Consider the following 24215-nt stretch of genomic DNA (forward strand, 5'->3'; position numbering starts at 1 on the left):
AAAGGGAGGTGCGTCATGATCATTCAAGACATCAAAGCCAGCCTGCACGGTTTCTCGATCGAGATTCCGCTTCTCGAGGGTCGCGTCGAAGGGTACGGCCGCGAGGAGCAGACGCACTTCGTCTTTTGCCAGGTGGAGACCGATGAAGGCATCGTCGGCTACGGCCTGACGGGACATTTCCTTTCGCGAGCGGTGATCGTGGCGCTGGAGAAACACATCCTGCCTTGCGTGAAAGGCATGGACGTCCGCGATCTCGAAAAGATCCATCAGCGCGTCTGGCAGAAGCTCAACCCGCGCGCCATGAGCGGCACGATCTCGATGGCGCTGTCGTGCCTCGACATCGCGCTCTGGGACATCATCGGCAAGAAGGAAGGCCGCTCGATTGCCGCGATGCTCGGCGGCGCCCGCACCGAGGTGCCCTGCTACGTCACCTTCGGCTTCCCGCAATACGACATCGATCTTCTCGGTGAAGCCGCCAAATTGCATGTCTCGAACGGCTTCAAGGCCCTGAAATCGGTCGTTGCGGTCGACAAGGGCGGCTGGCGCGAGGATGCGCGCCGCGTGAAGGCGATCCGTGATGCCGTCGGTTCCGAGATCGACCTGATGATCGACGCCAATTACCTCTTCAACCCGGTCGAGGCCAAATATCTCTGCCGTGAGATCGAGGACTGCGGGATCACCTGGTTCGAGGAGCCGCTGACGCAGAACGATGCGCGCGCGCTTGGCGATCTGCGTCGACACACGAAGATTCCCATCGCTGCCGGCCAGATGGAAGGCCATCGCTGGCGCGTGCGCGAATTCGTCGAGCACCAGTCGCTCGACATCCTGCAGCCGAACGTGACCTATTGCGGCGGCTATACAGAGGCGCGCAAAATCGCCCACCTCGCGCAGATCTACAACATGCCGATCGCCAATGGCGGCGGCTGGCCCTTGTTCAACATGCATCTGCTTGCCGGCATGATGAATGGCTGGATTGTGGAGTGGCATCTGGGCATGGTCGCCGTCGGCGAGATGATGTTCACCGATGCGCCGAAGCCGGTGAACGGCATGATCAAGATCCCCGAGCGGCCGGGCCTCGGCCTTACTCTAAACGAGGATGCGTTCCGCGAGACGCGGGTCGCGCTCGACTGATTGCTCTGGCCGAAATAAATTGTTGACACTTAACAATTGCGGGGCCTAGTCTCCGCCAGGCTTTGGGCGACTGTAGAGGGTGATCCCGAAGACCTGCCAAGAACGGCTTCGTCCGACGGACGATCCATGTCCGTCGGCACTCTGGGAGGATTGTCATGACACGACTGCCACTTTACGCGGCGGCCAGCGCCGCGTTCATCCTGAGCGGCGCAGCCGTTCAGGCACAGGAATACCCCGTCGACACGGTAACGCTCATCACGCACTCCAGCCCCGGCGGCGGCAGCGACGTGTTCCTGCGCGAACTGTCGCGCTATCTCGCGCCCTATCTCGGCGCCAATGTGATCGTCGAGAATGTCAGCGGTGGTTCGGGTGCATCGGCCATGGCGCGGCTTGCACAGGCCCCGGCGGACGGCTCGATCTTCTATGCCACGACGCCGACCTTCATCTACACGTCGCTGCTTTCCGATCCGGAGTACAAGTACACGGATCTCGAGCCGCTGGTGAACTTCTTCATCGACCCGGAAGTCATCTATACGGCTGCCGACAGCGAGTTCGAGACACTCGAAGACGTCATTCAGTATGCCCGCGACGGTCGCGGCCAGTGGGGCGCGGCGAACCCGGCATCGCTGGAGCGCCAGGCGCTGGAACAGCTGAAGGCTGCTGCCGACGTCAATGCGGCCGTCGTGACTCATGAAGGCGGCGGCGATCTGATGATCAATGTGCTGAACGGCACGCTGCAGATCGGCGTCGGCGAAGTGCAGGAAATCCAGTCACAGCTCGAAGCCGGCGAACTTCGCCTGCTCGCCACGTTCAGCGACGAGCGGCTCGACGCATTCCCGGACCTGCCGACGGTTGCTGAAAGCGGCTACGACGTGATCGTCCGCAAGTTCCGCGGCCTTGCAGGCCCGCAGGGTCTGCCGGACGACGTCGTCGCAGCATGGGAAGCCGCCACGCAGGCCGTGCTCGAGGACGAAGAATACAAGGCGGCTTACGAAGCCAACAACCTTCGCGCCGAGTTCATCGGCCATGACGACTATGTCGCCTTCATCGAACAATTCGGCACCGAAACGTCGACGTTCCTGAAAGATACAGGCGTCATCGAATAAGCCATTTGGCTTTTGGAGCGGCGCCTTTCGGGGCGCCGTTCTTTTTTCCAGTTCCTGCTTCCAGGGTGTGAGACCGTCATGTTGACCCGAGATTTCGTCGGTGGTGTCGCGACCATCGTGATCGGTGCCGTTTACCTGTACTTCGCCTATCAGCTACGCGTCAGCGCGCTGGACGACAGCATGGGTCCCGGTGGCCTGCCGCGCATCTACGGATGGCTGCTCGTCGGCTTGGGAGCGGTCCTGATCATACAAGGCGTTTTCGCGCGAAGGCTTGCCGCACCGGCTGGAGCCGAGCCCGCCAAGGGCGAGTGGGAAGGACAGGGGCGCAAGATCGCCTACGCGTTCGGACTGCTCGTGATCGCGATGGGCTATATCTTCATCGTCGAAAGCGTCGGCTATCTGATGTCCATCGGACTTCTGATCATCACGACCGCGCTTTATCTCGGCGCCGGCTTCTCGGGCCGCCTAATCGGTATCGGCCTCTTCGGAGCCGTCTTCCTCTACGCGATGTTCGTCACCCTGCTGGGCGTGCGCATGCCGGCCGGCGTGCTCGCGCCGCTCGGGCTTTGAGAGCGATTAAGGACGACTGACCATGGAAACGATCGCACTCACGGCTGCCTATCTTCTGGATTGGCACATTCTTCTCGCCGCGCTGGCAGGCGTCACCTGGGGCATCATGGGCGGTGCGCTGCCGGGGATATCGCCATCTATCACGATGGCCCTGTTGCTGCCGTTCACCTACACGATGGACCCGACCGGCGCGATCGTGCTGCTCGCCTCAACCTATATCGGCGCCGAATATGGCGGCTCGGTTCCCGCCATCCTGATTCGCACGCCAGGCACTAACGCCGCTGCCGCGACCGTCATCGACGGCTACGAGATGAACAAGCAGGGCAAGGCGGGGCTCGCCCTCGGCATTTCGCTGATCTCAGGCTTCTACGGCAGCATGTTCGGTCTCGCCATGCTCATGGCACTTTCCGGGCCATTGGCGCTGGTGGCGCTCAATTTCACGCCGATGGCCTACTTTGCGCTCGGCATTCTCGGCTTGTCCGTCATTGCGACACTGTCCGGCGAAAACCTGATCAAAGGTTTCATTGCCGCCATTCTCGGCCTGATGATCGCAACCATCGGCAGCGATCCCGTCACCGGTGGCACCCGCTTTACCTTCGGCTCCTCTGAACTGCTCGGCGGCATCGAGCCGGTGATGATCATGGTGGGACTCTTCGCCATGAGCGAACTTCTCATCCAGGCATCCAAGCGCGGCGCCGATGAGCGCGTGACGTCGCGGCCGCGCATTCAGTTTCCGGACTGGAAGCTGACGAAGCGCCTGTTCCCGGCGCAGATGATCGGCAACGGCATCGGCACCTTCGAAGGCGTCATGCCCGGCGCCGGCGGTACGATCGCCTCCTTCATGGCGTACAACGAGGCGCGTCGCTGGTCTAAACATCCGGAAGAATTCGGCAAGGGTTCACCGGAGGGCATCGCCGCACCGGAAACCGCAAACAACACCGTTGCCGAAACCGCGCTCGTCCCGCTGCTCTCCTTCGGCATTCCAGGGTCGAACTCCACCGCCATCCTGCTCGGCGGCTTCCTGATCCATGGCATCGTGCCCGGCCCCATGCTGTTCGAGCGCTCCGGCGAAGTGGTCTACGGGCTCTATGCCGGCCTTTTCGCAGCTATTATCGGCATGGTCATCATGGGCTTCCTCATGCTGCCGGTCTGCATCTGGCTCGTGAACCGGCCGCGGCCCTATCTCAATGCCTTCATCCTGGCGCTGATCCTGTCGGGCATCTACTCGATCCACAACGAGACCTTCGATCTCGGCATCATGCTCGCAGCCGGCGTGCTCGGTTTCTTCATGCGCATGCTGCGTTTCCCGTTCCTGCCGACCGTGCTCGGCCTTGTGCTCGGCTATCTGGTGGAAAGCAATTTCCGGCGTTCGCTGGTGCTGTCGGGCGACGATTACATGATCTTCGTCGATGACCGGATTTCGCTCAGCCTTCTGCTGCTCGCCTTCCTGTTCATTGCCGGCTCGATCGGCAAGCACGTCTACGACGCCTTCTTCCGCAAGCCCAAGACCGTTTCCGAAAGCTGATACCCATGAAGCACGACACACCGACCAAATCCGTCTCCGAGCGGCTCGCCGCCTGGGGCGTCTCGATGAGCCCCGAAAGCCTGTCTGACGCAACACGCACCAAGAGCCGGGACATTCTCGTCGACATCGTCGGGCTCTGCGTCGCCGCGCGGCACACGGACTATGTCGCCGCGACTAAGGCGGCGTCGGAGCCGGGTGACCACATCGTGATCGGTCATGGCGAGCGGGTGTCGGCATCGAGTGCGGCGCTGATCAATGGCACGGCCGCGCATGGCGAGGATTTCGACGACACGTTCGAGGGCGGACCGGTGCATTCGGGCGTCGTCATCGTTCCCGCACTGCTCGCCGCCGCGCAGAAATACAAGCTCGGAAACGACCGGGTGATGCTGGGCATCGCAGCCGGCACGGAACTGCTCTGCCGGCTGGCGCTGACGCTGCCGAAGGCAGTGCACAAGGCAGGCTTCCATCCGACCGCGGTTCTCGGCACCTTCGCTGCCACCTTCGGAATCGCGGTTGCACGTGGCGCCGACGAGAAGACGATCGTCAACGCTCTCGGCATCGCCGGCTCCACCGCGTCCGGCATCATCGAGTATCTCGGCGACGGCAGCTGGACCAAACGCATGCATCCGGGCTGGTCGGCGCAATCGGCGCTGCGGTCCTTCGCGATGGCCGAGGCCGGCTTCTTCGGCCCGCGCATGGTCTTCGAAGGCACCCATGGTGCGTTCAAGACGTTCGCACCGTCGATCGAGCCGAAGACCGACAAGCTGTTCGAGGGGCTCGGCGAGACCTTCGTGATGGATACGATCACCTTCAAGCCCTACCCGTGCGGCACGATGGTGCAGCCCTATATCGACGCCGCCATGAAGCTGCGCGCAAAGAACGTGAAGCTCGACGGCATCAAGCGGATCGTCTGCAAGACGGCCGAAGGCATCGTGCACCGCCTCTGGGAGCCGATCGAACTGAAGCGTCGCCCGCCGACGGCCTATGCGGCGAAGTTTTCGACACCCTTCGGCGTCGCGCTCGGTCTTGCCCGCGGCCATGCCGATCTCGGCGATTTTACGGATGATGCCATCCAGGATGCCGAACTTCTGCGGCTTTGCGCTCTCGTCGATTTCGAGATCGACCCGAACAATCCCTACCCGGCCGCCTACACCGGGCATGTGCGGATCGAATACGAGGACGGCAGCATCGAGGAGGCCGATCAGGGCCATATGCGCGGCGGTTCGGAAGAGCCCCTGACGCGCGAAGAGATCGATGGGAAGTTCCGTGCCAACGTCGCCTTTGGCGGCCACGAGGATGCCGAAGCCCTGCTCAGCGCCTGCAATGAAATCGGCGCGATGAAGGGTGGATACGAACTGATTGTGGAGCTTGCGAAATGACCACTGAAGACCTGAAGGGGCGCGTCGCGCTCGTCACCGGCGCCTCGCGCAACATCGGCCGCGCGATCGCGGTCGCGCTCGCCTCGCGTGGTGCCGACATCGTCGTGCATGTTGCGCGCGACACCAATGCCGGCGCCGAAACCGTCGCCGCCGTGGAAGCGCTCGGGCGCAAGGCTGAGCTGCTTTCCGGCGATCTGTCCGACCCTGAAACGGCACGCAGCGTCGTCGCCGATGCAGCCGCTGCCTTCGGCCGCTTGGACATCGTGGTCAACAATGCAGCAATCCGGCCCGAAGCGGCCTTCGGCGACATCACCTTTGCCGATTGGCGGCAGGTGATGGGCGTTGCGCTCGATGCGGTGTTCCTCGTCAGCCAGGCAGCACTGCCGCATCTCGAAGCGAGCGACCAGGCGGCGATCATCAATCTCGGCGGCTTGACCGGACACACCGGTGCTGCGCACCGCGCCCATGTCATCACCGCGAAAGCGGGCGTCGTCGGGCTCACCAAGGCCATGGCGCACGAACTGTCACCGAAGGGCATCACCGCCAACTGCGTGGCGCCGGGCCTGATCGATACGAAGCGCGTTTCTAACGATGGCGCGGCGCCGAAACATCACGATACGCGCAAGACGCTGGTCGGGCGCCGGGGCACACCGGAAGACGTGGCCGAAGCCGTCGCCTATCTTGCCGGACCAGCCGGACGCTACATCACCGGCGAAACGCTGCATGTAAACGGTGGCACCTACCTTTCATGACCCTTTCCGCCAACCTGCAGCTCGCGGGGGGCATCCTCGCCTCGGCCATCTGCGGGTGGCTCGCGTCGCTCACGGGGATCCCGCTGGCCTGGATTTTGGGAGCGATGGCGGGTAGCGCGATCTACGCAAACACGATCGGGCTCGGCGGCAAGACGAAATACATGCGGCGGCTGGGGCAGCTCCTGATCGGGGCAGCAACGGCCGCCGTGCTCACGCCGGACATTCTGGGTGAGCTGCTTTCCTACCTGCCGGCGATGGTGGCTGCTGCCATCGTCGCCAACGCGCTCGGCGTGCTGCTGGCCTTTCCGCTGGCAAAGATCGCCAATGTCGATCGCAAGAGCGCGCTTTTGTCGACCCTTCCGGCGGGGATGTCGGAAATGGCCTCTCTTGCGCGCGAAACCGGCGCGCAGGCCGACGTGGTCATGGTCGTTCACACGCTGCGCGTCGTCATGATCGTCGTGCTGGTGCCGTTTCTCTTCGGGATCGACCGGAGCGCCATCCAAGCCACCATCGATCCATCGGCCAGCGTCTTGGCCCTATTTGCCTGCCTCATCGGCGGACTCGTGCTCTCCATCGTCACATCCAAACTCGGCGTCCTCAACCCTTGGGTCATCATGCCGATGGCCGTCGGCATCGTGCTTGCCTCGCTTGATATTTCGATCGCCCAGATGCCATGGGGCGTGCTGGTCGTGGCGCAGATCCTCATCGGTTTTTCGCTGGGTGCGCGGCTGAAAAAGGAAGATTTCGCCCGGGTGCCGCGCGCAGCACTCGCCGCCATCATCTGCAGCGGCGGGCTGATCGCGATCATGATCTTCGGCTTCGTTCCCATCCTCCGGCTCTTCGTCGATGAAACACCCGTATCGCTGGCGCTCGGCGTCGCACCGGGCGGGCTCGGCGAAATGATCGCGTCGGCCAAGGCGCTCGGCGCTGCTTCGGCGATCGTCGCCGGTTTCCAGTTCACGCGGTCGTTCCTCACCAACGTGATCGCACCACCGCTCCTCGTCCGTTTTGCCGCCAACACGAAAGGCCCGACCCCATGAAAATCGTCGACATCCGCGAAGCGGTCGTCTCGATCTCCTCGCCCATCCGCAATGCGTTCATCGACTTCTCCAAGATGACGGCGAGCGTCGTCGCGGTGGTGACGGACCAAGTGAAGGACGGCAAGCCGGTCGTCGGCTATGGCTTCAATTCGAACGGACGCTACGCGGCGAGCGGGCTCTTGAACGAACGTTTCCTGCCGCGCCTGCGCGAAGCCGCTCCCGAAAGCCTGATCCGCGACGACGGCACCAATCTTGACCCGCACAAGATCTGGGCGACGATGATGGTCAACGAGAAGCCCGGCGGTCACGGCGAGCGCTCGGTCGCGGTCGGCGTCGTCGACATGGCCGTCTGGGACGCGGTCGCCAAGATCAACGACGTGCCGCTCTACAAGCACCTCGCCGACACTTATGGCGACGGCACGCATGACGATTCGGTATTCGTCTATGCCGCGGGCGGCTACTACTATCCCGGCAAGGACGACAGCCAGTTGCAGGATGAAATGCGCCGCTACCGGGCCATGGGCTACGAAGTGGTGAAGATGAAGATCGGCGGCGCACCGCTCGACGAAGACATCCGCCGCATCGAGGCCGTTCTGGAAGTGGTCGGAGAAGGCAAATATCTCGCAGTCGATGCCAATGGACGCTTCGACCTGGAAACCGCGCTTGCCTATGCCGAAGCGATGAAGCCCTACAACCTCTTCTGGTACGAAGAGGCCGGCGATCCGCTCGACTATCACATCCAGAACGAGCTCTCGAAGGTCTATCCGGGCCCGATGGCGACCGGCGAAAACCTCTTCTCGCACCAGGATGCCCGCAACCTCGCACGCTATGGCGGCATGCGCCCGGATCGCGACTGGCTGCAGTTCGACTGCGCACTGTCCTATGGCCTCGTCGAGTACATGCGAACGTTGGAGGCCATCGGCAAGGAAGGCTTCTCCAGCCGCAACTGCGTGCCCCATGGCGGGCACCAGCTGTCGCTGAACATCGCAGCCGGCCTGAAGCTCGGCGGCAATGAAAGCTATCCGGAAGTGTTCAAGCCGTTCTGCGGCTTTGCCGACGGCATCAAGGTCGAGAACGGCCGCGTCGGTCTGCCGGACGCACCGGGCATCGGCTTCGAGCAGAACTCGGCGCTGATCAAGGCGATGCGTGACGCCACCAACACCTGAGCGGGCGACTTGACCGCACATCACAAGACGTCAGAATAAGGGAGGAACCCCATGAGCACCCCCGCGCGCAAGCCTGACACGCAGGCTGCCCAGAGCGCCGATCCGCATGCGCATCTGGCCGGCCTGACCAAAGCCGCCGCATCATTCGTCGCCAACCATCGCTTCGAGGATCTCAGCGATGAGACGCTGCGCATCGCGCGGCGTTGCGTTCTCGATGGTCTCGCCGTCGCGCTGGCTGGCTCCGAGCAGCCGGGCATGGCCCCGCTTGGCGCCTATATCGACAGCCTCGGCGGTACGCCACAGGCGCGGCTCATCGGCAACGCTTCACGCAAGGTGCCAGCGCACCTTGCCGCACTTTGGAGCGCAACTGCCGGCCACGCGATGGACTGGGACGACACGCAACTCGCCGAAGGTCCAGGCCGACCGTATGGCCTCCTGATGCATCCGACCATGCCGCCGCTGGTTGCGGCGCTCACCATGGCGGACCTCGTCGCCGGCGAAACGGGCACACCGGTCGACGGCAAGACGTTCCTGACGTCCTTCACGGCTGGCTTCGAGGTGGGCTGCAAGATCGCCGAGGCGATCAACCCGGACCACTACATGCGCGGCTTCCATACGTCCGGCACGATCGGCACCTTCGCGGCCGCTGCGGCTGCAGCCAAGATGCTCGGCATGAACGAGGAAGACGTGGCGAAGACGCTCGGTGTCGCCGCTTCCATGGCGTCGGGCATTCGAGCTGGCTTCGGCACGATGACCAAGCCGATGCATGTCGGCCGAGCCGCCGAAAACGGCATCACAGCGGCTCTTCTCGTGCGGCATGGCTTTTCGGCCAATCCGGAAGCGCTCGACGGTCGCTGGGGCTATCTTGCAATTGCCGGGCCCGGTGGTGAACCGGCACTGGTGAACGACAAGTTCGGCAAGCCCCACACGATGGAAAACCCCGGCGTCTCGATCAAGCCATACCCGTCGGGCGTGCTCACCCACCCGAGCATGGATGCACTTCTGTTCCTGATGCGCGAGAACGGGCTTGAGGCGAAAGACGTCCAGTCCGTGAAACTCAAGGCAGGCAGCAACGTTCTCGGCCCGATCCGCTTTCGCATTGCGCGCACCGAACTCGAGGGAAAGTTCTCCTTCGCGTTCCTTTTGACGGCGATCATTCTCGCCGGTCGTGCCGGCAAGGCGGAATTCACCGACGAGTTCGTGTCATCGGCAGCCTCACAGGACATGCAGGCCCGCATCGAGACCGAGTTCGATCAATCCATCGAGGATATGGGCTGGGATCGCATCCGCTCGAAGATCGAAGTCACGACGACCGATGGCCGGGTCATCGAGCGTTGGGCGGACGAGAACTATCGGGGCAGCCCACACAATCCGCTCTCCGATACGGAGCTCGAAGGCAAGTTCCGCGACTGCGCCGAAGGCCTCATCGACGAGGCACGGATGCAGCGGGTGTTCGGCACCGTCTGGTCGCTGGAGAACAGCACGGATGTCGGAGCGATCTTCGACCTGCTCGACTGGAACGCCACGCGCTAGACCAGCAAAAGTTGAAGTGTGACGATTGGCCCGGCTGATATTTCATTTGCCGGGCCACTGGCGTTATGTTCTAGCGGTCTGCGGCAGACGCCGCCTGCCGCACAATAAATCATCAGAAAGTGCCTTTTATTGCAACAAAACGCACTTATTGCACCCGATATAAAGCTAGCAGTACATGATCGATACATGGCAGCAATCGGCGATTGCATAAATTCTTTGTATAGTCAGACCTTGGTCCGCTTTACCGCAAGTTAAAGAACGATTAATAGCTCGCGAGAAGCGGAGCGCTGCTGCTCAGACCCGCCAAGAGGTCCCGCCTGGAAACGCCTTTCAATTGGCCTCGGATGATTCGAGACGGAGATTGAAAGATATGACGAGTCCTCAAATCGGAGCGATGTCCGACCACCGCGTTTTAGGTGTCGCGCGTGCTTTCGGCTTCATCTTCGCTGGAGCGCTGGTTTCAACCATGGCGTTCGCCATGATCCCCAACCAGTTCTTCATCGTCTCCGAAAAGGCGGTGGTGAACGCTCCCGTCAACCTCATCACTTCGCCGATCTACGGGCGCATCGACGATATCCGGCTTGAAGTCGGGGCTGCAGTCCAGCCTGGCTTCGTCGCCGCCGTCATGTCGAACCCGAACCAGGACCAGACCTCCGTGGTCGGCCTGCGGTTGGAAAAGCTCGACATCGAGGAACGGCTGAACAACGAACTGGCGGCGCTCGATCAGCGCCGCGACCGCCTGACACTGATCGACGTGCAGATCGCCGACGTCAAACGCGGAGCGCTCGAAGAACTTGCTTCCATCGTCGAAAGCGCCAACTCGAACGTGCAGTATTTCCAGGCGAAGGTGAACGAGCAACAAGCCCTCGTCGACCGCCAGCAGACCCTGCTCGACCGCGGCGTCATCAAGCCCGAAAGCATAGCTCCACTGCTTCAGCAAAAGGCGGCTGCCGAATTCGAGTTGCAAGGTGCCCAGGGCGAACTGAAGCGGCAGGAGCTGCTGCGCTCGCTCTTCGAACAGGGTATCTTCACCGGCGGGCAGAGCGCGACCAACATCTTGTCGCTGGAACTGCAACGCAAGACGCTTGCCGTGGACGTGGAAGAAGCGGAAACCGAAATCAGTCAGATGCAGCGCCGGCTGGCTGAACTGACGCAGTTGCTGGATGGCGAGCAGAACCGTCTTGGCGGCATTGGCGCCGCCGAAGTGAAGGTCGAAGCATCCGGCCAGGTGGTCAGTGTCGAAGCTGCCTATGGCGACTTCCTGACACAGGGCCAGCCGATCGCCCGTTCGCTCGATTGCAACGAAGCCTTCGTCGCCGCCGTCTATTCGAGCCGCGATGTGGCCGATATCGAGATCGGCACGCCGTCGCTCGTCAACATCCGCAGCATCGGCCAACAGCGCCACGGCCGCGTCTCCAAGATCGTGCGCTATTTCGGCAAGGGCGGAGACGATCGCTATTTCGAAGAGCTTCCGGAAGCGGAAGGGCACGAGGTTTATGTGCTCGTCGAGCTCGACAGCGAAGCCGAAGACGGCGAGGGCGCCGGTCTCGTCGAGACCGATCAGTCCAAGTTCTTCGGCTGTCATGTCGGCGAGGACGTCGTCGTTTCGCTCGGCGAGCCGATGATCGAAAAGCTGGTGCGCTACTCCACGGACGTGGCGGCACTTGTCGGTCCCTATCTCGGCCTCGACACCGTTTTGAGCACCGCGCAGGCATCCGACGACCCACAGGACGCCACCACCGCTACCGTTGCACGCGTCACCTACTGAGGCGATGACCCATGGCGCCGATGGCACCATTTCAGCCGCGATCCTGGCTGCATTCGCCCGCTGTGCGGGCCGCGCAGGCAGGCGCTTGGCTTGTGCTCTGCGCGCTGATCGTTTTTCCTCTCACCAACTCGGCTCTCGCCCAGGAGCCACTGGATCCCGGTTCGTCGATGCGGGAGCAGGTGGCATGTTCCGCCTGCGCTGCCCTCAGCGCCATGATGCCGGATGGTGAAGGGCCGTTCTTCTACCGCAGCTTCGAGCCGGCCAATGCCGGTTCGCGGCTTCATCCCTCGCTCGAAAACACGGCATTCACCTACGATAATGCTCTTGCGGCGATGGCTCTTTACGCCTGCGACCAGGCTGAAAAGGCCCGCCGCGTGGTCGACGCGCTGATCGTCGCCCAGGCGACCGATAGGCATTATAGCGACGGACGACTGCGCAATGCCTACCGATCCGGACCGGTCTCGCAGGCCGAAGAGAGCATCCTCCTGCCGGGATATTGGGATGCCGGCGCGAACCAGTGGATCGAAGACGGCTATCAGGTCGGCTCGGCGACGGGCAGCACCGCCTGGGGTGCGCTCGCGTTTCTGACGGCTTTCGCCGAAGAGGACGAGCCGGTTTTTCGCCAGGCGGCCGTAGACGTCATGGCGTGGGTGAACACGCAGACGCGCGATCCGCTGGGCAAAGGCTATTTCGGTGGCTTTTTCGGCCATGAACCCGCGCCGCAATTGCAGACCTGGAAGTCGACCGAGCACAATATCGACGTCTATGCCGCCAATCGCTGGCTGGAGGATCTGGATGGCGGCGCTCAATGGGCGGAGGCGGCCGAAAGCGCCGACGCGCTGTTGGAAGCCATGTGGCGACCGGACACGGGCAGCCTTCACATCGGCACCCTCCCCGACAGCGACGCGCCGAACCTGACGAGCTCCGGCCTCGACGCGCAGCTCTGGGCACCGATCGGCACGGACCGTTTTGCCGATCGTGCCGACGAGATCATGGCCTGGACCGAAGACAATCACGGCATCGGCGAAGGCACTGTGTCGGGTTTCGACTTCAACGACGATCGCGATGGGATCTGGCTGGAGGGTACCGCGCAGGCGGCGCTCACCTACCGGCTCACCGGCGCCGCAGAGAGGGCCGAGCCGCTGTTCGCGACGATCGCGGAGAACTTCGCACCCAACGGGCTCGTCTACGCCACGGCGGACGAGGAGCTGACGACGGGCTTGAGCGTCGGGCCGGCGTCCGAGCCGGGCGATTTCAAATATTACCGCTTGCCGCATGTCGGCGCGACGGCGTGGGCGGCGCTGGCGGCGCTCGACTGGAACCCCTTCACCGGGCGCAGGGAGAGCGCCGCAACACCCCTGGAGCTTCCTGCATGTCTCCCGAAACCGTAACGCTCAGCGACGCGGGTCTCTTCTCCCTCATCGCGGCCGCGCTCGTTCTCGCCTGTGCCTTCCTGCTGGACAGCAACAAGACGCTCGATCGCGTCGTCTTCGGCAGCATCGTCATCGTGATGATCGGCAATTATCTGCTGTTTCGCATCTCCGACACGCTGCCCCAGTTCGAGTGGAGCGCCTATGCGATCTGGCCGCGCATCTATCTCGCCTTCGAAACGATCATCATTTTCTACACGATCCTCTCCATCGTGTTCTTCTTCAAGCGCAGCGACCGGACGGCCGAGGCGAACGAGAGCCAGCGCAGGCTGGAAGAGGCGGCAGGGCGTGGCGAAGTGGTGCCGGGCGTCGACGTCTTCATTTGCACCTACAACGAAGATCTCCTGATCCTCGAACGCACGATCCTTGCGGCGAAAGCGATCGATTATCCGAACTTCACCGTCTACGTGCTCGACGACGGCAATCGCGACTGGCTCGGCGCGTTCTGCGCGAAGGTCGGGGTGCACCACATTACGCGGGCCGACAACAAGGGCGCCAAGGGCGGCAATCTGAACAATGGTCTGGCACGATCGGCCGAGATATCCAACGCGCCCTTCGTGCTGATCCTCGATGCCGATTTCGCGCCGCAGTCGCCCATTCTCAAACGCACTGTCGGCCAGTTTGCCGATGAGACGATCGGCGTCGTGCAGACACCGCAGTTCTATTATAACGCCGACCCGGTGCAGCATAACCTGCTTGCCAAGGACGCATGGGTCGACGACCAGCGCATCTTCTTCGACGTGATGCAGCCTTCGAAGGACGCCTGGGGTGCTGCCTTCTGCGTCGGCACGTCCTGCGTCGTGCGGCGCAGCGCGCTCGATCTCATCGGCGGCATGCCGCATGAGACCGTGACGGAGGATATCCACCTGACCTACCGGCTGCTGCAGAAGGGGCTGAAGACACGGTGGCTGAACGAGCGCCTGTCGGTCGGCCTGTCCGCCGAAAGCCTGTCGGGCTACATCACGCAGCGCTGCCGCTGGTGCCTCGGCACGATCCAGGTGGCACTTTTGAAAGACGGGCCATTCCGCGGGTCGGGCTACAGCTTCACCGCCAGACTGCACTATTTCCACGGCCTGCTCTTCTGGTTCTGCCGGCCCTTCATCCTGATGCTGCTCGCGGCCCCCATCCTCTATTATTTCATGGGGCTGCCCGCGATCCTGATGGAGCCGGCCGCGTTCTTCCTCTATGCGCTGCCGACGGTCGCCGGGATGTGGATCTTTCATGCCTGGGTGTCGGGGCGACGCTCGCTGCCGCTCTTCACCGAAGTGTCGCAGATGGTGGTTGCCCTGCCGATCACGGTCGCAATCGCCCATGCGATCGCCAGGCCCTTCGGCCGACCGTTCAAGGTGACGGCCAAGGGCGAGGACCGCAGCAAGGTGCAGGTGATCTATCCGCTGGCGCTGACCTTCTTCGCGATCATCGTCCTCACCTTCATCGGCATGCTGCGCGGGCCGATCCTCAACACCCATAACGATCTCGACGCCTTCTCCATCGCCTGGGGACTGATCGTCATGGTCTACGCGTTCGTCTCGCTGCTCGTCTGCATCGAGCTGCCACGCCCGGCTGCAGAGGACGTGCGCTTTCCGCTCAACCGCGTGACCAGAATTGCGATCCCCGGGATGACCGAGATGGGCCGTGTCACGAGCATATCGCCCTTTGACGCTGTCCTTCAGCTCGAACGGGGCGCTCTTTCTGAAAAGTCGACGGTGGGGGACACGATGTGGTTTTCGCCCTTCGACGGGCTGGTTCTGGCGGGACGCGTGCTGGAACGTGCCGCCGATGCCAATACCGTTCGCGTGGAGATCGTGGCCGCCCGCGATCGAGACGGCGCAGTCACCTACGATGCGGCGGATGTCCGGCACATGGTGATCGGATGGCTCTTCAGCAAGACGCCGATCAATGTCGCGCCAACCGCCTCGCTCGGCCGGGCCTTGGCCAGCCTCACGCGGCGCATGTTCGGTCGCGCCACCACACTGATCAAGACGGCGGCGCCATCGACGCCTTGAGGCGATCAGAAAGTCGCGGTCGCCTGCATGGTGGTGCGCCCCTGATGATCCGCGCACCAGAGATCGAAGCCGTTCTCCGTCGGATTGGCATTCACCGTGAAGGTCGCGCCGTGGAACAGGGGCGAAACGCCGCGGTAATCGAAAGTGGCGACCGGTCGTGCCTCTGCCAGCTTGGCGGCGAGATGCAGCATCAATGTCGCCTGCAACGGGCCGTGGACGACGAGGCCGGGATAGCCCTCCTCGCTGCGGGCATAATCGACGTCGTAATGGATGCGATGGCCGTTAAAGGTGAGCGCCGAATAGCGAAACAGCAGAGTCGTTGTTGCATCCACCGAAAGGCTGTGGGCGCCGACGCGGGGCTCGACCGGCACGGGGGCAGGCTTTGCGGCGTCCATCGGGCGGTAGACGATGTCCTGACGCTCCGATACCGCGACCTCGCCACCGGCGATGATGTCGTGGGCGACGGTGACGAAGACAAGCTCGCCGCTGCGACCCGTCTTGTGAACGATATCCGCAATGCGCGACCGGCGCGTCACCACGTCGCCGGGCTTCAGCGGCTGCAGGAACGTCATCGCTCCGCCTGCCCACATGCGGCGAGGCAAGGGAACGGGCGGCAGGAAACCGCCGCGCGCGGGATGCCCGTCCGGCCCGAGGCCCTCAGGCGCCACGGCCGGCGGCGCCAGGCACCAGTGGATGGCGAGCGGCGCAGCCTGCGGCTCACGATACAGCCCATGGCCGATCGTCGCCTCGAAGCGCTCGATCAGCGCCGGCGTCACCGTTTCGACCTGCGCTTCCTCGCGCCCGATCCAGCCGCGCAGATGATCCATGTCGATGGCTTGGCTCATCAGTCGGCTCCTTCGGCAAACTCGGCCCGGACAGTCTCGGTATGGCGGCCAAGCTCGGGCACCGGGCCTCCCTTCACATGTCTGCGCACGGGCGACGCCACGGGCTCGAAGGCGCCACCCGGCACCACGCCATCGACCCGGCGCAAGGCGGGATGCGCGTCGAGATCGGCGACGGTCGAGACCTTAGACCAGGCGAGCGTGTTTGCTTCGAGAAGTTTGATCGCCTCGCTGCGCGTCATCGCGCCGAACACCTGATCAAGAATGGCGCCGAGTTCACGGCGATGTTCGACGCGTGTCGGGTTGTCGCGGTATTTCGGGTCGTCCACGAGGTCCGGCCGCTTGAGTACGGCGGTGCACAGCCGCTTCCACTCGCCGGGGTTCTGCACGACGATGACGATCTCTCCGTCCGAGCAGGCGACGCTGTTATAGGGGAAGATCGCCGCGTGGCTGAGGCCGGTGCGAGGCGTCGCCCGGTTGGCATAGACATGGTGAAAGAGCGGCACGCTCATCATATCGGCCATGGCGGCGAACATGTCGATCTCGATGGCCTGCCCCTTGCCGGTCTGGGAACGCTCGATCAGCGCCTCGAGGATCGCCGCGTGGGCGTTCATGCCGGTCTGCACATCGGCCAGCGAGACGCCGACCTTGACCGGCGTGTCCGCGGTTCCGGTAACGGCGCAGATGCCGGCTTCCGCCTGGATCAGCATGTCGTAGGCGCGCATGGCGGCGTAATCGCTGTCCTGCGGGTAACCGACGATGTCGAGAGCGATCAGCCGGGGATGGCGCGCAACGAGGTCCTTCGCGCCGAGGCCGAGGCGCTCGGTTGCACCGGGTGCCAGGTTCTGCACGAAGACGTCGGCCTTCGCGATCATCCGTTTCAGCAGCGCGAGGTCGGCATCGTCCTTGATGTCGAGAACCGTGCTTTCCTTGCCGCGGTTCAGCCAGGCGAAATAGGCACTCGTGCCATGCACCGCCTTGTCGTAGTGGCGCGCGGTCTCGCCCTCGGCCCGCTCGACCTTGATCACCCGCGCGCCCGCATCCGCCAGGCGCTGCGTGCAGGTGGGCGCGGCGACGGCCTGTTCGATGGAAACGACGAGCAGACCTTCGAGTGGCAGCATCGATCCTCCTCCCGCCATCAGTAGGAGCGCGGCATGCCGAGAACATGCTCCGATACGTAGCTGAGGATGAGGTTGGTCGAGATCGGCGCCACCTGATAAAGCCGCGTTTCGCGGAACTTGCGCTCGACGTCGTATTCCTCGGCGAAGGCAAAGCCGCCGAAGGTCTGGACGCAGGCTTCGGCCGCGGCCCAGGACGCTTCCGCCGCCAGCATTTTCGCAATGTTGGCCTGCTCGCCGCAATCCTCGCCAGCCTCGAACCGGCGCGCTGCTTCATGCACCATCAGTTCGGCCGCGCGCATCTCAGCATAGGCGCGGGCGATGGGGAACTGGATGCCCTGGTTCTGGCCGATCGGTCGGCCAAAAACGCTGCGCTCATTGGCGTAGCTCGACGCCTTGTCGATGAACCATTTCGCGTCGCCGATGCATTCGGCCGCGATCAGGATGCGCTCGGCGTTCATGCCCGAGAGGATGTAGCGGAAGCCCTTGCCTTCCTCGCCGACGAGGCTTGTCGCCGGCACGACCACATCGTCGAAGAACACCTCTGTCGTTGAGTGGTTCATCATGGTGCGGATCGGCTTGATCGTCATGCCGGCTTTCAGCGCCTCGCGCATGTCGACGATGAAGACCGAGAGGCCATCGGTGCGCTTCGTCACCTCTTCCTTCGGCGTCGTGCGGGCGAGAAGGAGCATCAGGTCGGAGTGCTCGGCGCGCGAGGTCCAGACCTTCTGGCCGTTGATGACGTAACGGTCGCCGTCTTTTCGCGCAAACGTCTTGATCGAGCTCGTATCGGTACCGCTGGTCGGTTCCGTCACGCCGAAAGCCTGGAGGCGCAGCTCGCCGGACGCGATGCCCGGCAGGTATTTCTCCTTCTGGGCCTCGCTGCCGTGCCTGAGGAGCGCACCCATGATGTACATCTGCGCATGACAGGCGGCACCGTTGGCGCCAGCGCGTTGCACTTCCTCCAGGATTGCCGCGGCGGCGGAGAGCGGCAGGCCGGAACCGCCATACTCTTCCGGGATCAGGACCGACAGATAGCCGGCATCCGACAGCGCCTTCACGAAGTCGGTCGGATAGGCGTTTTCACGGTCGAGCTTGCGCCAGTATTCCGGTGGGAACGTCGCGCAGAGCCGGCGCACGCTTTCCCGGATCTGGGTGATCTCTTCGCTTTCCGGCAGGTCCTTGATCGTCATGAGATGCGTCTCCCTCAGCCAGCCGCGATCAGCGGCCCCATTCTGTTCAGTTCGCCGATCGCCCAGAGGCGCGGCAGAAGCTTCGTTATCTCCGCCGGGTCGGCGGCATTCGAGAACCGGGCAAGCCCGATCACTTTCGCCTCGATTTCGTCGCGGCTCAGCGTGTTGCCGGGATCTCCCTTGGGCTCATCCACGCGCGCATCGACGGTTCGCCCTTCTCTCGTCACAACGCGCACTTTGCCGATCCAGCGCGCCGGGTAGGCACCGTCCACCTCCGGGTCGAGCACCATCGTGACGCGCGCGCGGAAATCCGCGACATCGGCGCGATCGAACGTCTCGTCGAACTCCGTCATGCCGGCGCGGCCATGGGCGGCGATGAGACCGAGCGTCGTGCCTATGGAGAATTTTGCCTGGTGGACGCTCTTCGGCGTCACGACCGGGCCGAGCACATCGATCGCACCCTGGTGCACGAAGGCCGTGACGGAGGCGATATCGGCCATGGCGAGCCCGTTGTCGGTCATCGCCTTCAGAAGCGCATCGGCGGCAGGGTGCGTGTGGCGGCAGGAGGCGTGGAACTTGAAAGAAGTTTCGGCGACAGCAAAACGGTATCCCAACCGATCGACGAGGCGGCTCGGATCGGCATCGCTCGACATGCCGGCGGCGAGCCCCTGCGGGCCTTCCAGAATACGCGTCGCCCCGGTAAAGCCATCGCGCGCAAGATAGGCGGCCGTCAGCCCGTTCCCTGCGGCTTTGGCCGTGTGCAGCGGCTTGGAATCGGCGCCGTCGCGCAGAAATTCCCAGAGCCCGGCGGCCTGCGTTCCGGCGGACCCGAATGCGTGGTTCATTTGAGCTGGCGTCAGGCCGAGCAGGCGGCCGGCAGCAGCTGCGGCGGCGAATGCGCCGGCCGTGCCGGTCGTATGAAAGATCTTGTAGTGCGACCGGCCAAGGAACTCGCCGACCCGGATCCCGACTTCATAGCCGGCTATCGATGCCGCCAGAAACTCTTTGCCCGATGCGCCGGTTGCCTGCGCGACGGCCAATGCCGCCGGAAACACGACGGCCGCCGGATGGAAGACAGAGGCATTGTGGACATCGTCCTGCTCGGCGACATGGGACGAGGCGGCATTGACCATCGCGGCGAAGAGCGGGGACGTGCGGCCGCGGTCGATCAGTGTCTCGCACGGACCGTCGGCGGGGCCCATCACCTTAGCAAATGAGGCGATCACCTCGACCGGCGCAACACCTTTTCCTGCAAGTGCCGAACCGACCCAATCGACGAAAAGATCTTCCGTCCGGGCGACGATATCGGCAGGCACGGCATCGAGATCGAGCTCCGATGCGAAAGCGGCGAGCGTCGCGCTTTCGCCGGCGCCGTCTGCTGCCATGGTGTCGTGCGCTGTCATTGTAACCGTCCTCCGTGCCAACGACAGCTAGCAAGCCGGTGCGCAGTAAGGCAATTCGGCATTGCCAAAGCCCGGCTTTGCCTGCATCGAAAGGGCAGTTGCCAAGCGGCGCGCAATTTGGAGCCTCATGTCCCTACCGCGATACGATCTGACCGATCTCAGGCTCTTCATGCACGTGGCGGAAGCCGGCAATCTGACGCGCGGCGCGGAGCGGAGCCATCTGTCGCTCGGAGCAGCGAGCCTGCGCATCAAGAACCTCGAAGAGACGCTCGGCACGCCGCTGCTCAGGCGCATGAGCCAAGGGGTCGAGCTGACGCGGGCCGGTGAGACATTGCTTGAGCATGCGCGCACCATCCAGCGCCAGACGGAGCGGCTGCACGGCGACCTGCAGGCCTACTCCACGGGCCTCAAGGGTCGGGTCCGCATCTTTGCCAACACGACGGCGATCACGGAGATCCTGCCGGCGGCGCTCGGCGCCTATCTCGTTCATCATCCAATGGTGGATGTAGACCTCGAGGAGCGGCTGAGCCCGGAAATCGCACGCGCCGTCGCCGACGGGGTGGTGGATATCGGCATCCTTGCCGGCAACGTGCCAGCCGAGGGGCTCGAAATGATCCCCTACCAGCGCGACCGGCTCGTGCTGGCGACACCGCTCGGCCATGCTCTGGCCAGTTTTGGCGAGATCGCGTTCGCCCAGGCGATTGCCGAGAATTTCGTGCTGCTTCATGCGGGCAGCGCCATCCACGGCTTTGCCGAGCAGATCGCCTCCGACATGGGCACGAGCCTCTCCATCCGGATCCGCGTATCGGGCTTCGAGGCCATGTGCCGCATGATCGAGGCGGGCGTCGGTGTCGGCCTCATTCCCGAAACCGTGGCGCGAAGGCTCTCGAAGAGCCACGATATCGCGCTGGTTTCGCTTTCCGACGATTGGGCGACGCGTGAACTGAAGATCTGCCTTAGGGACCGCAACGATCTGCCGGTCTTCGCGCGCGACCTTGTCGACTTCCTGATCCGCCACAATGCCGAGACACCCTCAAGCGCCTAGGTTCCTCGTTTGCCACTTCGGACCAGCGTCGCTATAGGCTGAACGCTGACCAACACGGCAGGGCAAGAGGATCATATGGCTGGCAATATCAGGCTGCATCGCGGCGACATCTCGATCGAGGATGCGGCACGCTATACCGGCGCGATCGCGATCGATACCGAAACGCTCGGCCTCGTGCCGCGCCGCGACCGGCTCTGCGTCGTGCAGCTTTCGCCGGGCGACGGCTCGGCCGACGTGATCCAGATCGCGGCCGGCCAGAAAGAAGCGCCGAACCTCGTTGCGCTTCTCGCCAATCCGGCGCTGCCGAAGATCTTTCATTTCGGGCGCTTCGATATTGCCGTGCTCTTCAACGCTTTCGGCGTCACCTGTGCGCCGGTTTTCTGCACCAAGATCGCTTCGCGGCTGACGCGCACCTATACGGACCGGCACGGCCTGAAGGACAATCTGAAGGAGCTGATGGAGGTCGACATTTCCAAGCAGCAGCAATCCTCCGATTGGGGCGCCGAGACGCTGACGGACGCGCAGCTCGAATATGCCGCCTCCGACGTTCTCCATCTGCACGGCCTCAGGGACAAGCTGACTGCCCGGCTTGACCGGGACGGACGCGCGGCGCTTGCGGAGGCGTGCTTCGAGTTCCTGCCGACACGAGCGAAGCTCGATCTCATCGGCTGGGAAGAAACCGACATCTTCGCCCATAGCTGATCTCACGCACAGGAGCCGGTCATGAACGGGAATGGTCTGGCCAAGCGGCTTCTGGATGTGATCGAGAACGACATCCTGCCGCTGACCGAGCGGGGCGTTGCCGACGGCAACAAGGTCTTCGGCGCGGCGATTCTGCGCAAGTCGGATCTGTCGCTCGTCATCGCCGAAACCAACAACGAGACGGAAAATCCGCTCTGGCACGGCGAAGTGCACACGCTGAAGCGCTTCTACGAGATGGCGGAGACGCCGCCGACGGGCGAGTTGATCTTCCTATCGACGCACGAGCCCTGCTCGATGTGCCTGTCGGCGATCACCTGGGCGGGCTTCGACAATTTCACCTATTTCTTCAGCCACGAGGATTCGCGCGACAGTTTCTCCATCCCGCACGACCTGAAGATCCTGAAGGAAGTGTTCCGGCTGGAGCCGGGCGGCTACGCGCGCGACAATGCTTTCTGGAAATCGGCACCGATCGCAGCGCTGATCGCGGCTGCGCCCGAGGCGGAGCGTGCCGCATTGGAAGAGCAGGCTGCCCGGATCAAGGAGCGCTATGCCGCTCTTTCCGCGCGTTACCAGGACGGCAAGGCCGACAATGCCATTCCACTGAACTGAATTTTTGCTCCACCGAACCCGAAACGAAAAAGGCCCGCGAAGATCGCTCTTCGCGGGCCTTTTGATTTCGAATGACCGAGGCTTACTTGTCGTCGCCCTGCTTCTTGAGCGCGGCGCCGAGGATGTCGCCGAGCGAAGCGCCCGAGTCGGACGAACCGAACTGCGCGACGGCTTCCTTCTCTTCTGCGATCTCGAGAGCCTTGATCGACAACGTGATCTTGCGATCGCGCTTGGAGAAGTTGACGACGCGTGCGTCGAGCTTCTGGCCAACCGAGAAACGCTCCGGACGCTGATCATCACGATCGCGTGCGAGATCGTTGCGACGGATGAACGATTCCAGGTTTTCGTGGTCGACGAGACGGACTTCAAGTCCACCATCGGTTACTGCGGTGACTTCCGCGGTTACGACAGCGTTCTTGCGCAGGTCGCCGGAAGCTGCGGCATCGCCGACGGCATCCTTGCCGAGCTGCTTGATGCCGAGCGAGATGCGTTCCTTCTCGACGTCGACGTCGAGAACCTGGGCCTGAACCATGTCGCCCTTGTTGAACTCCTCGATGACCTGCTCGCCCGGACGGGACCAGTCGAGGTCGGAGAGGTGAACCATGCCGTCGACATCGCCGTCGAGGCCAATGAACAGGCCGAATTCGGTCTTGTTCTTGACTTCGCCTTCGACGACCGAACCGACAGGGTGCTTCTGAGCGAAGACATCCCACGGATTTTCGAGCGTCTGCTTGAGGCCGAGCGAGATGCGGCGCTTCTGCGGGTCGACTTCGAGAACGACCACGTCGACTTCCTGAGTCGTCGACAGTATCTTGCCGGGATGAACGTTCTTCTTCGTCCAGGACATTTCCGAGACGTGGATGAGACCTTCGATGCCCGGCTCCAGCTCGACGAACGCACCGTAGTCGGTGATGTTCGTGACGGTGCCCGTGATGCGCTTGCCAGTCGGGTACTTGGTGCCGATGCCATCCCACGGATCCGCCTCGAGCTGCTTCATGCCGAGCGAGATGCGGTGCGTTTCCTGGTTGATGCGGATGATCTGGACCTTGACGGTCTGGCCGATCGACAGGATTTCCGTCGGGTGGTTCACGCGGCGCCATGCCATGTCGGTGACGTGCAGCAGGCCATCGATGCCGCCGAGATCGACGAACGCACCGTAATCGGTGATGTTCTTGACGACGCCTTCAACGACCTGACCCTCTTCGAGGTTCTGGACGATTTCCGAACGCTGCTCGGCACGCGACTCTTCCAGAACCGTGCGGCGCGAAACGACGATGTTGCCGCGGCGCTTGTCCATCTTCAGGATTTCGAAAGGCTGCGGGTTGTGCATCAGCGGCGTGACGTCGCGGATCGGACGAATGTCGACCTGGCTGCGCGGCAGGAAGGCAACAGCGCCGTCGAGATCGACCGTGAAGCCGCCCTTGACCTGGTTGAAGATGACGCCTTCGACGCGCTCGCCGGCCTCGAACTTGACTTCGAGCTTGACCCAGCTCTCTTCGCGGCGAGCCTTCTCTCGCGACAGAACTGCTTCGCCAAGCGCGTTTTCGATGCGCTCGACATAGACTTCGACTTCGTCGCCGACCTTCATCTGGCCGTCGCGGCCCTTGGCGCCGAATTCCTTCAGCGGGACGCGGCCTTCGACCTTCAGGCCGACGTCGATGATGGCCATGTCCTTCTCGATCGCGGTTACGGTGCCCTTGGCAACGTAGCCTTCCGCGAGATCATTACCGCCAAAGGATTCTTCGAGGAGGGCTGCGAAGTCCTCCCGCGTGGGGTTTGCTACTGACATTGAGTGCTCCTGGTGACCGGGCCGCAATCTTCATGCTGGCCTGGCACGCGCCGGTATCTTGTGTTGCGATCATTCCAGGAGTGACCTGGCCTCGTCGCCCGAAAGCGG

At 63.2% G+C, this 24215-nt stretch carries 20 protein-coding genes; 15 read left to right on the top strand and 5 right to left on the bottom strand.

The features are described from left to right. The first annotated feature begins 15 nt into the window (after positions 1-15). From PU133_RS01860 to PU133_RS01915, 12 genes are all read left to right on the top strand, one after another. Positions 16-1131 (top strand): mandelate racemase/muconate lactonizing enzyme family protein, encoded by a 1116-nt coding sequence (locus PU133_RS01860; RefSeq protein WP_126007176.1) that lies wholly within the window; start codon positions 16-18, stop codon positions 1129-1131. Between the two features lie 155 nt (positions 1132-1286). Then, positions 1287-2237 carry a tripartite tricarboxylate transporter substrate binding protein gene (locus tag PU133_RS01865; protein ID WP_126007178.1) on the top strand — a complete coding sequence of 317 codons (951 nt, stop codon included), beginning with the start codon at positions 1287-1289 and terminating at the stop codon, positions 2235-2237. Positions 2238-2315: 78 nt separating this feature from the next. Further along, positions 2316-2807, top strand: a complete 492-nt coding sequence (locus tag PU133_RS01870) for a tripartite tricarboxylate transporter TctB family protein (protein ID WP_404863273.1) — start codon at positions 2316-2318, stop codon at positions 2805-2807. A gap of 22 nt (positions 2808-2829) precedes the next feature. Further along, positions 2830-4332, top strand: coding sequence for a tripartite tricarboxylate transporter permease (locus tag PU133_RS01875; protein WP_404863274.1), 1503 nt, complete (start codon positions 2830-2832; stop codon positions 4330-4332). Positions 4333-4337: 5 nt separating this feature from the next. After that, positions 4338-5711, top strand: coding sequence for an MmgE/PrpD family protein (locus PU133_RS01880; RefSeq protein ID WP_404863275.1), 1374 nt, complete (start codon positions 4338-4340; stop codon positions 5709-5711). Beyond that, positions 5708-6463, top strand: a complete 756-nt coding sequence (locus PU133_RS01885; protein WP_126007186.1) for an SDR family NAD(P)-dependent oxidoreductase — start codon at positions 5708-5710, stop codon at positions 6461-6463. The genes PU133_RS01880 and PU133_RS01885 overlap by 4 nt, the downstream gene beginning before the upstream one ends. Then, on the top strand, positions 6460-7503 hold the full coding sequence (locus tag PU133_RS01890; RefSeq protein WP_404863276.1) for an AbrB family transcriptional regulator: 1044 nt from the start codon (positions 6460-6462) through the stop codon (positions 7501-7503). The genes PU133_RS01885 and PU133_RS01890 overlap by 4 nt, the downstream gene beginning before the upstream one ends. Then, a complete protein-coding gene (locus PU133_RS01895; protein ID WP_404863277.1) occupies positions 7500-8669 on the top strand; it encodes a mandelate racemase/muconate lactonizing enzyme family protein in 1170 nt (389 codons plus the stop codon). Before PU133_RS01890 ends, PU133_RS01895 begins: the two co-directional genes overlap by 4 nt. Positions 8670-8720: 51 nt before the next feature. Continuing rightward, complete coding sequence (locus PU133_RS01900) at positions 8721-10202, top strand: MmgE/PrpD family protein (protein ID WP_404863278.1); 1482 nt, start codon at positions 8721-8723, stop codon at positions 10200-10202. A gap of 370 nt (positions 10203-10572) precedes the next feature. Next, positions 10573-11970, top strand: coding sequence for an HlyD family efflux transporter periplasmic adaptor subunit (locus PU133_RS01905; RefSeq protein ID WP_404863279.1), 1398 nt, complete (start codon positions 10573-10575; stop codon positions 11968-11970). Between the two features lie 11 nt (positions 11971-11981). Then, complete coding sequence (locus PU133_RS01910; protein ID WP_404863280.1) at positions 11982-13361, top strand: hypothetical protein; 1380 nt, start codon at positions 11982-11984, stop codon at positions 13359-13361. Further along, positions 13343-15406 (top strand): glycosyltransferase, encoded by a 2064-nt coding sequence (locus tag PU133_RS01915; protein ID WP_404863281.1) that lies wholly within the window; start codon positions 13343-13345, stop codon positions 15404-15406. The genes PU133_RS01910 and PU133_RS01915 overlap by 19 nt, the downstream gene beginning before the upstream one ends. Positions 15407-15411: 5 nt before the next feature. On the opposite strand, the gene PU133_RS01920 is transcribed toward PU133_RS01915, so the two are convergent. From PU133_RS01920 to PU133_RS01935, 4 genes are read right to left on the bottom strand one after another with little or no spacing between them, the layout of a single operon-like run. Further along, positions 15412-16251 (bottom strand): MaoC family dehydratase N-terminal domain-containing protein, encoded by an 840-nt coding sequence (locus PU133_RS01920; RefSeq protein ID WP_404863282.1) that lies wholly within the window; start codon positions 16249-16251, stop codon positions 15412-15414. Further along, on the bottom strand, positions 16251-17369 hold the full coding sequence (locus PU133_RS01925) for a CaiB/BaiF CoA transferase family protein (RefSeq protein WP_404863283.1): 1119 nt from the start codon (positions 17367-17369) through the stop codon (positions 16251-16253). Before PU133_RS01925 ends, PU133_RS01920 begins: the two co-directional genes overlap by 1 nt. A 17-nt stretch (positions 17370-17386) precedes the next feature. Continuing rightward, positions 17387-18559 carry an acyl-CoA dehydrogenase family protein gene (locus PU133_RS01930; protein WP_404863284.1) on the bottom strand — a complete coding sequence of 391 codons (1173 nt, stop codon included), beginning with the start codon at positions 18557-18559 and terminating at the stop codon, positions 17387-17389. A 14-nt stretch (positions 18560-18573) separates the two neighbouring features. After that, positions 18574-19962, bottom strand: a complete 1389-nt coding sequence (locus tag PU133_RS01935) for an MmgE/PrpD family protein (RefSeq protein ID WP_404863285.1) — start codon at positions 19960-19962, stop codon at positions 18574-18576. A 127-nt stretch (positions 19963-20089) separates the two neighbouring features. On the opposite strand from PU133_RS01935, the gene PU133_RS01940 reads away from it, so the two are divergent. The 3 genes from PU133_RS01940 (at position 20090) to PU133_RS01950 (ending at position 22318) form a co-directional block, all read left to right on the top strand. Then, the gene (locus tag PU133_RS01940) at positions 20090-21007 is read left to right on the top strand and encodes a LysR family transcriptional regulator (protein ID WP_404863286.1); all 918 of its coding nucleotides are present in this window, start codon (positions 20090-20092) and stop codon (positions 21005-21007) included. A gap of 75 nt (positions 21008-21082) precedes the next feature. Beyond that, a complete protein-coding gene (locus PU133_RS01945) occupies positions 21083-21709 on the top strand; it encodes a ribonuclease D (RefSeq protein WP_404863287.1) in 627 nt (208 codons plus the stop codon). A 21-nt stretch (positions 21710-21730) separates the two neighbouring features. Beyond that, complete coding sequence (locus PU133_RS01950; protein ID WP_404863288.1) at positions 21731-22318, top strand: deaminase; 588 nt, start codon at positions 21731-21733, stop codon at positions 22316-22318. 82 nt (positions 22319-22400) lie between these two features. Here the strand turns inward: PU133_RS01950 and rpsA are convergent, their stop codons facing one another. Continuing rightward, positions 22401-24107 (bottom strand): 30S ribosomal protein S1, encoded by a 1707-nt coding sequence (rpsA, locus tag PU133_RS01955; RefSeq protein ID WP_404863289.1) that lies wholly within the window; start codon positions 24105-24107, stop codon positions 22401-22403. Positions 24108-24215 lie beyond the last annotated feature (108 nt).

The sequence above is a fragment of the Georhizobium sp. MAB10 genome, from assembly GCF_045012825.1.
GTDB lineage: Bacteria > Pseudomonadota > Alphaproteobacteria > Rhizobiales > Rhizobiaceae > Georhizobium > Georhizobium profundi.

Bases quoted from the DNA above. Each gene is read 5' to 3' on its own strand.
- PU133_RS01860 (WP_126007176.1), top strand. From the start codon at position 16: ATGATCATTCAAGACATCAAAGCCAGCCTGCACGGTTTCTCGATCGAG.
- PU133_RS01865 (WP_126007178.1), top strand. From the start codon at position 1,287: ATGACACGACTGCCACTTTACGCGGCGGCCAGCGCCGCGTTCATCCTG.
- PU133_RS01870 (WP_404863273.1), top strand. From the start codon at position 2,316: ATGTTGACCCGAGATTTCGTCGGTGGTGTCGCGACCATCGTGATCGGT.
- PU133_RS01875 (WP_404863274.1), top strand. From the start codon at position 2,830: ATGGAAACGATCGCACTCACGGCTGCCTATCTTCTGGATTGGCACATT.
- PU133_RS01880 (WP_404863275.1), top strand. From the start codon at position 4,338: ATGAAGCACGACACACCGACCAAATCCGTCTCCGAGCGGCTCGCCGCC.
- PU133_RS01885 (WP_126007186.1), top strand. From the start codon at position 5,708: ATGACCACTGAAGACCTGAAGGGGCGCGTCGCGCTCGTCACCGGCGCC.
- PU133_RS01890 (WP_404863276.1), top strand. From the start codon at position 6,460: ATGACCCTTTCCGCCAACCTGCAGCTCGCGGGGGGCATCCTCGCCTCG.
- PU133_RS01895 (WP_404863277.1), top strand. From the start codon at position 7,500: ATGAAAATCGTCGACATCCGCGAAGCGGTCGTCTCGATCTCCTCGCCC.
- PU133_RS01900 (WP_404863278.1), top strand. From the start codon at position 8,721: ATGAGCACCCCCGCGCGCAAGCCTGACACGCAGGCTGCCCAGAGCGCC.
- PU133_RS01905 (WP_404863279.1), top strand. From the start codon at position 10,573: ATGACGAGTCCTCAAATCGGAGCGATGTCCGACCACCGCGTTTTAGGT.
- PU133_RS01910 (WP_404863280.1), top strand. From the start codon at position 11,982: ATGGCGCCGATGGCACCATTTCAGCCGCGATCCTGGCTGCATTCGCCC.
- PU133_RS01915 (WP_404863281.1), top strand. From the start codon at position 13,343: ATGTCTCCCGAAACCGTAACGCTCAGCGACGCGGGTCTCTTCTCCCTC.
- PU133_RS01920 (WP_404863282.1), bottom strand. From the start codon at position 16,251: ATGAGCCAAGCCATCGACATGGATCATCTGCGCGGCTGGATCGGGCGC.
- PU133_RS01925 (WP_404863283.1), bottom strand. From the start codon at position 17,369: ATGCTGCCACTCGAAGGTCTGCTCGTCGTTTCCATCGAACAGGCCGTC.
- PU133_RS01930 (WP_404863284.1), bottom strand. From the start codon at position 18,559: ATGACGATCAAGGACCTGCCGGAAAGCGAAGAGATCACCCAGATCCGG.
- PU133_RS01935 (WP_404863285.1), bottom strand. From the start codon at position 19,962: ATGACAGCGCACGACACCATGGCAGCAGACGGCGCCGGCGAAAGCGCG.
- PU133_RS01940 (WP_404863286.1), top strand. From the start codon at position 20,090: ATGTCCCTACCGCGATACGATCTGACCGATCTCAGGCTCTTCATGCAC.
- PU133_RS01945 (WP_404863287.1), top strand. From the start codon at position 21,083: ATGGCTGGCAATATCAGGCTGCATCGCGGCGACATCTCGATCGAGGAT.
- PU133_RS01950 (WP_404863288.1), top strand. From the start codon at position 21,731: ATGAACGGGAATGGTCTGGCCAAGCGGCTTCTGGATGTGATCGAGAAC.
- rpsA (WP_404863289.1), bottom strand. From the start codon at position 24,107: ATGTCAGTAGCAAACCCCACGCGGGAGGACTTCGCAGCCCTCCTCGAA.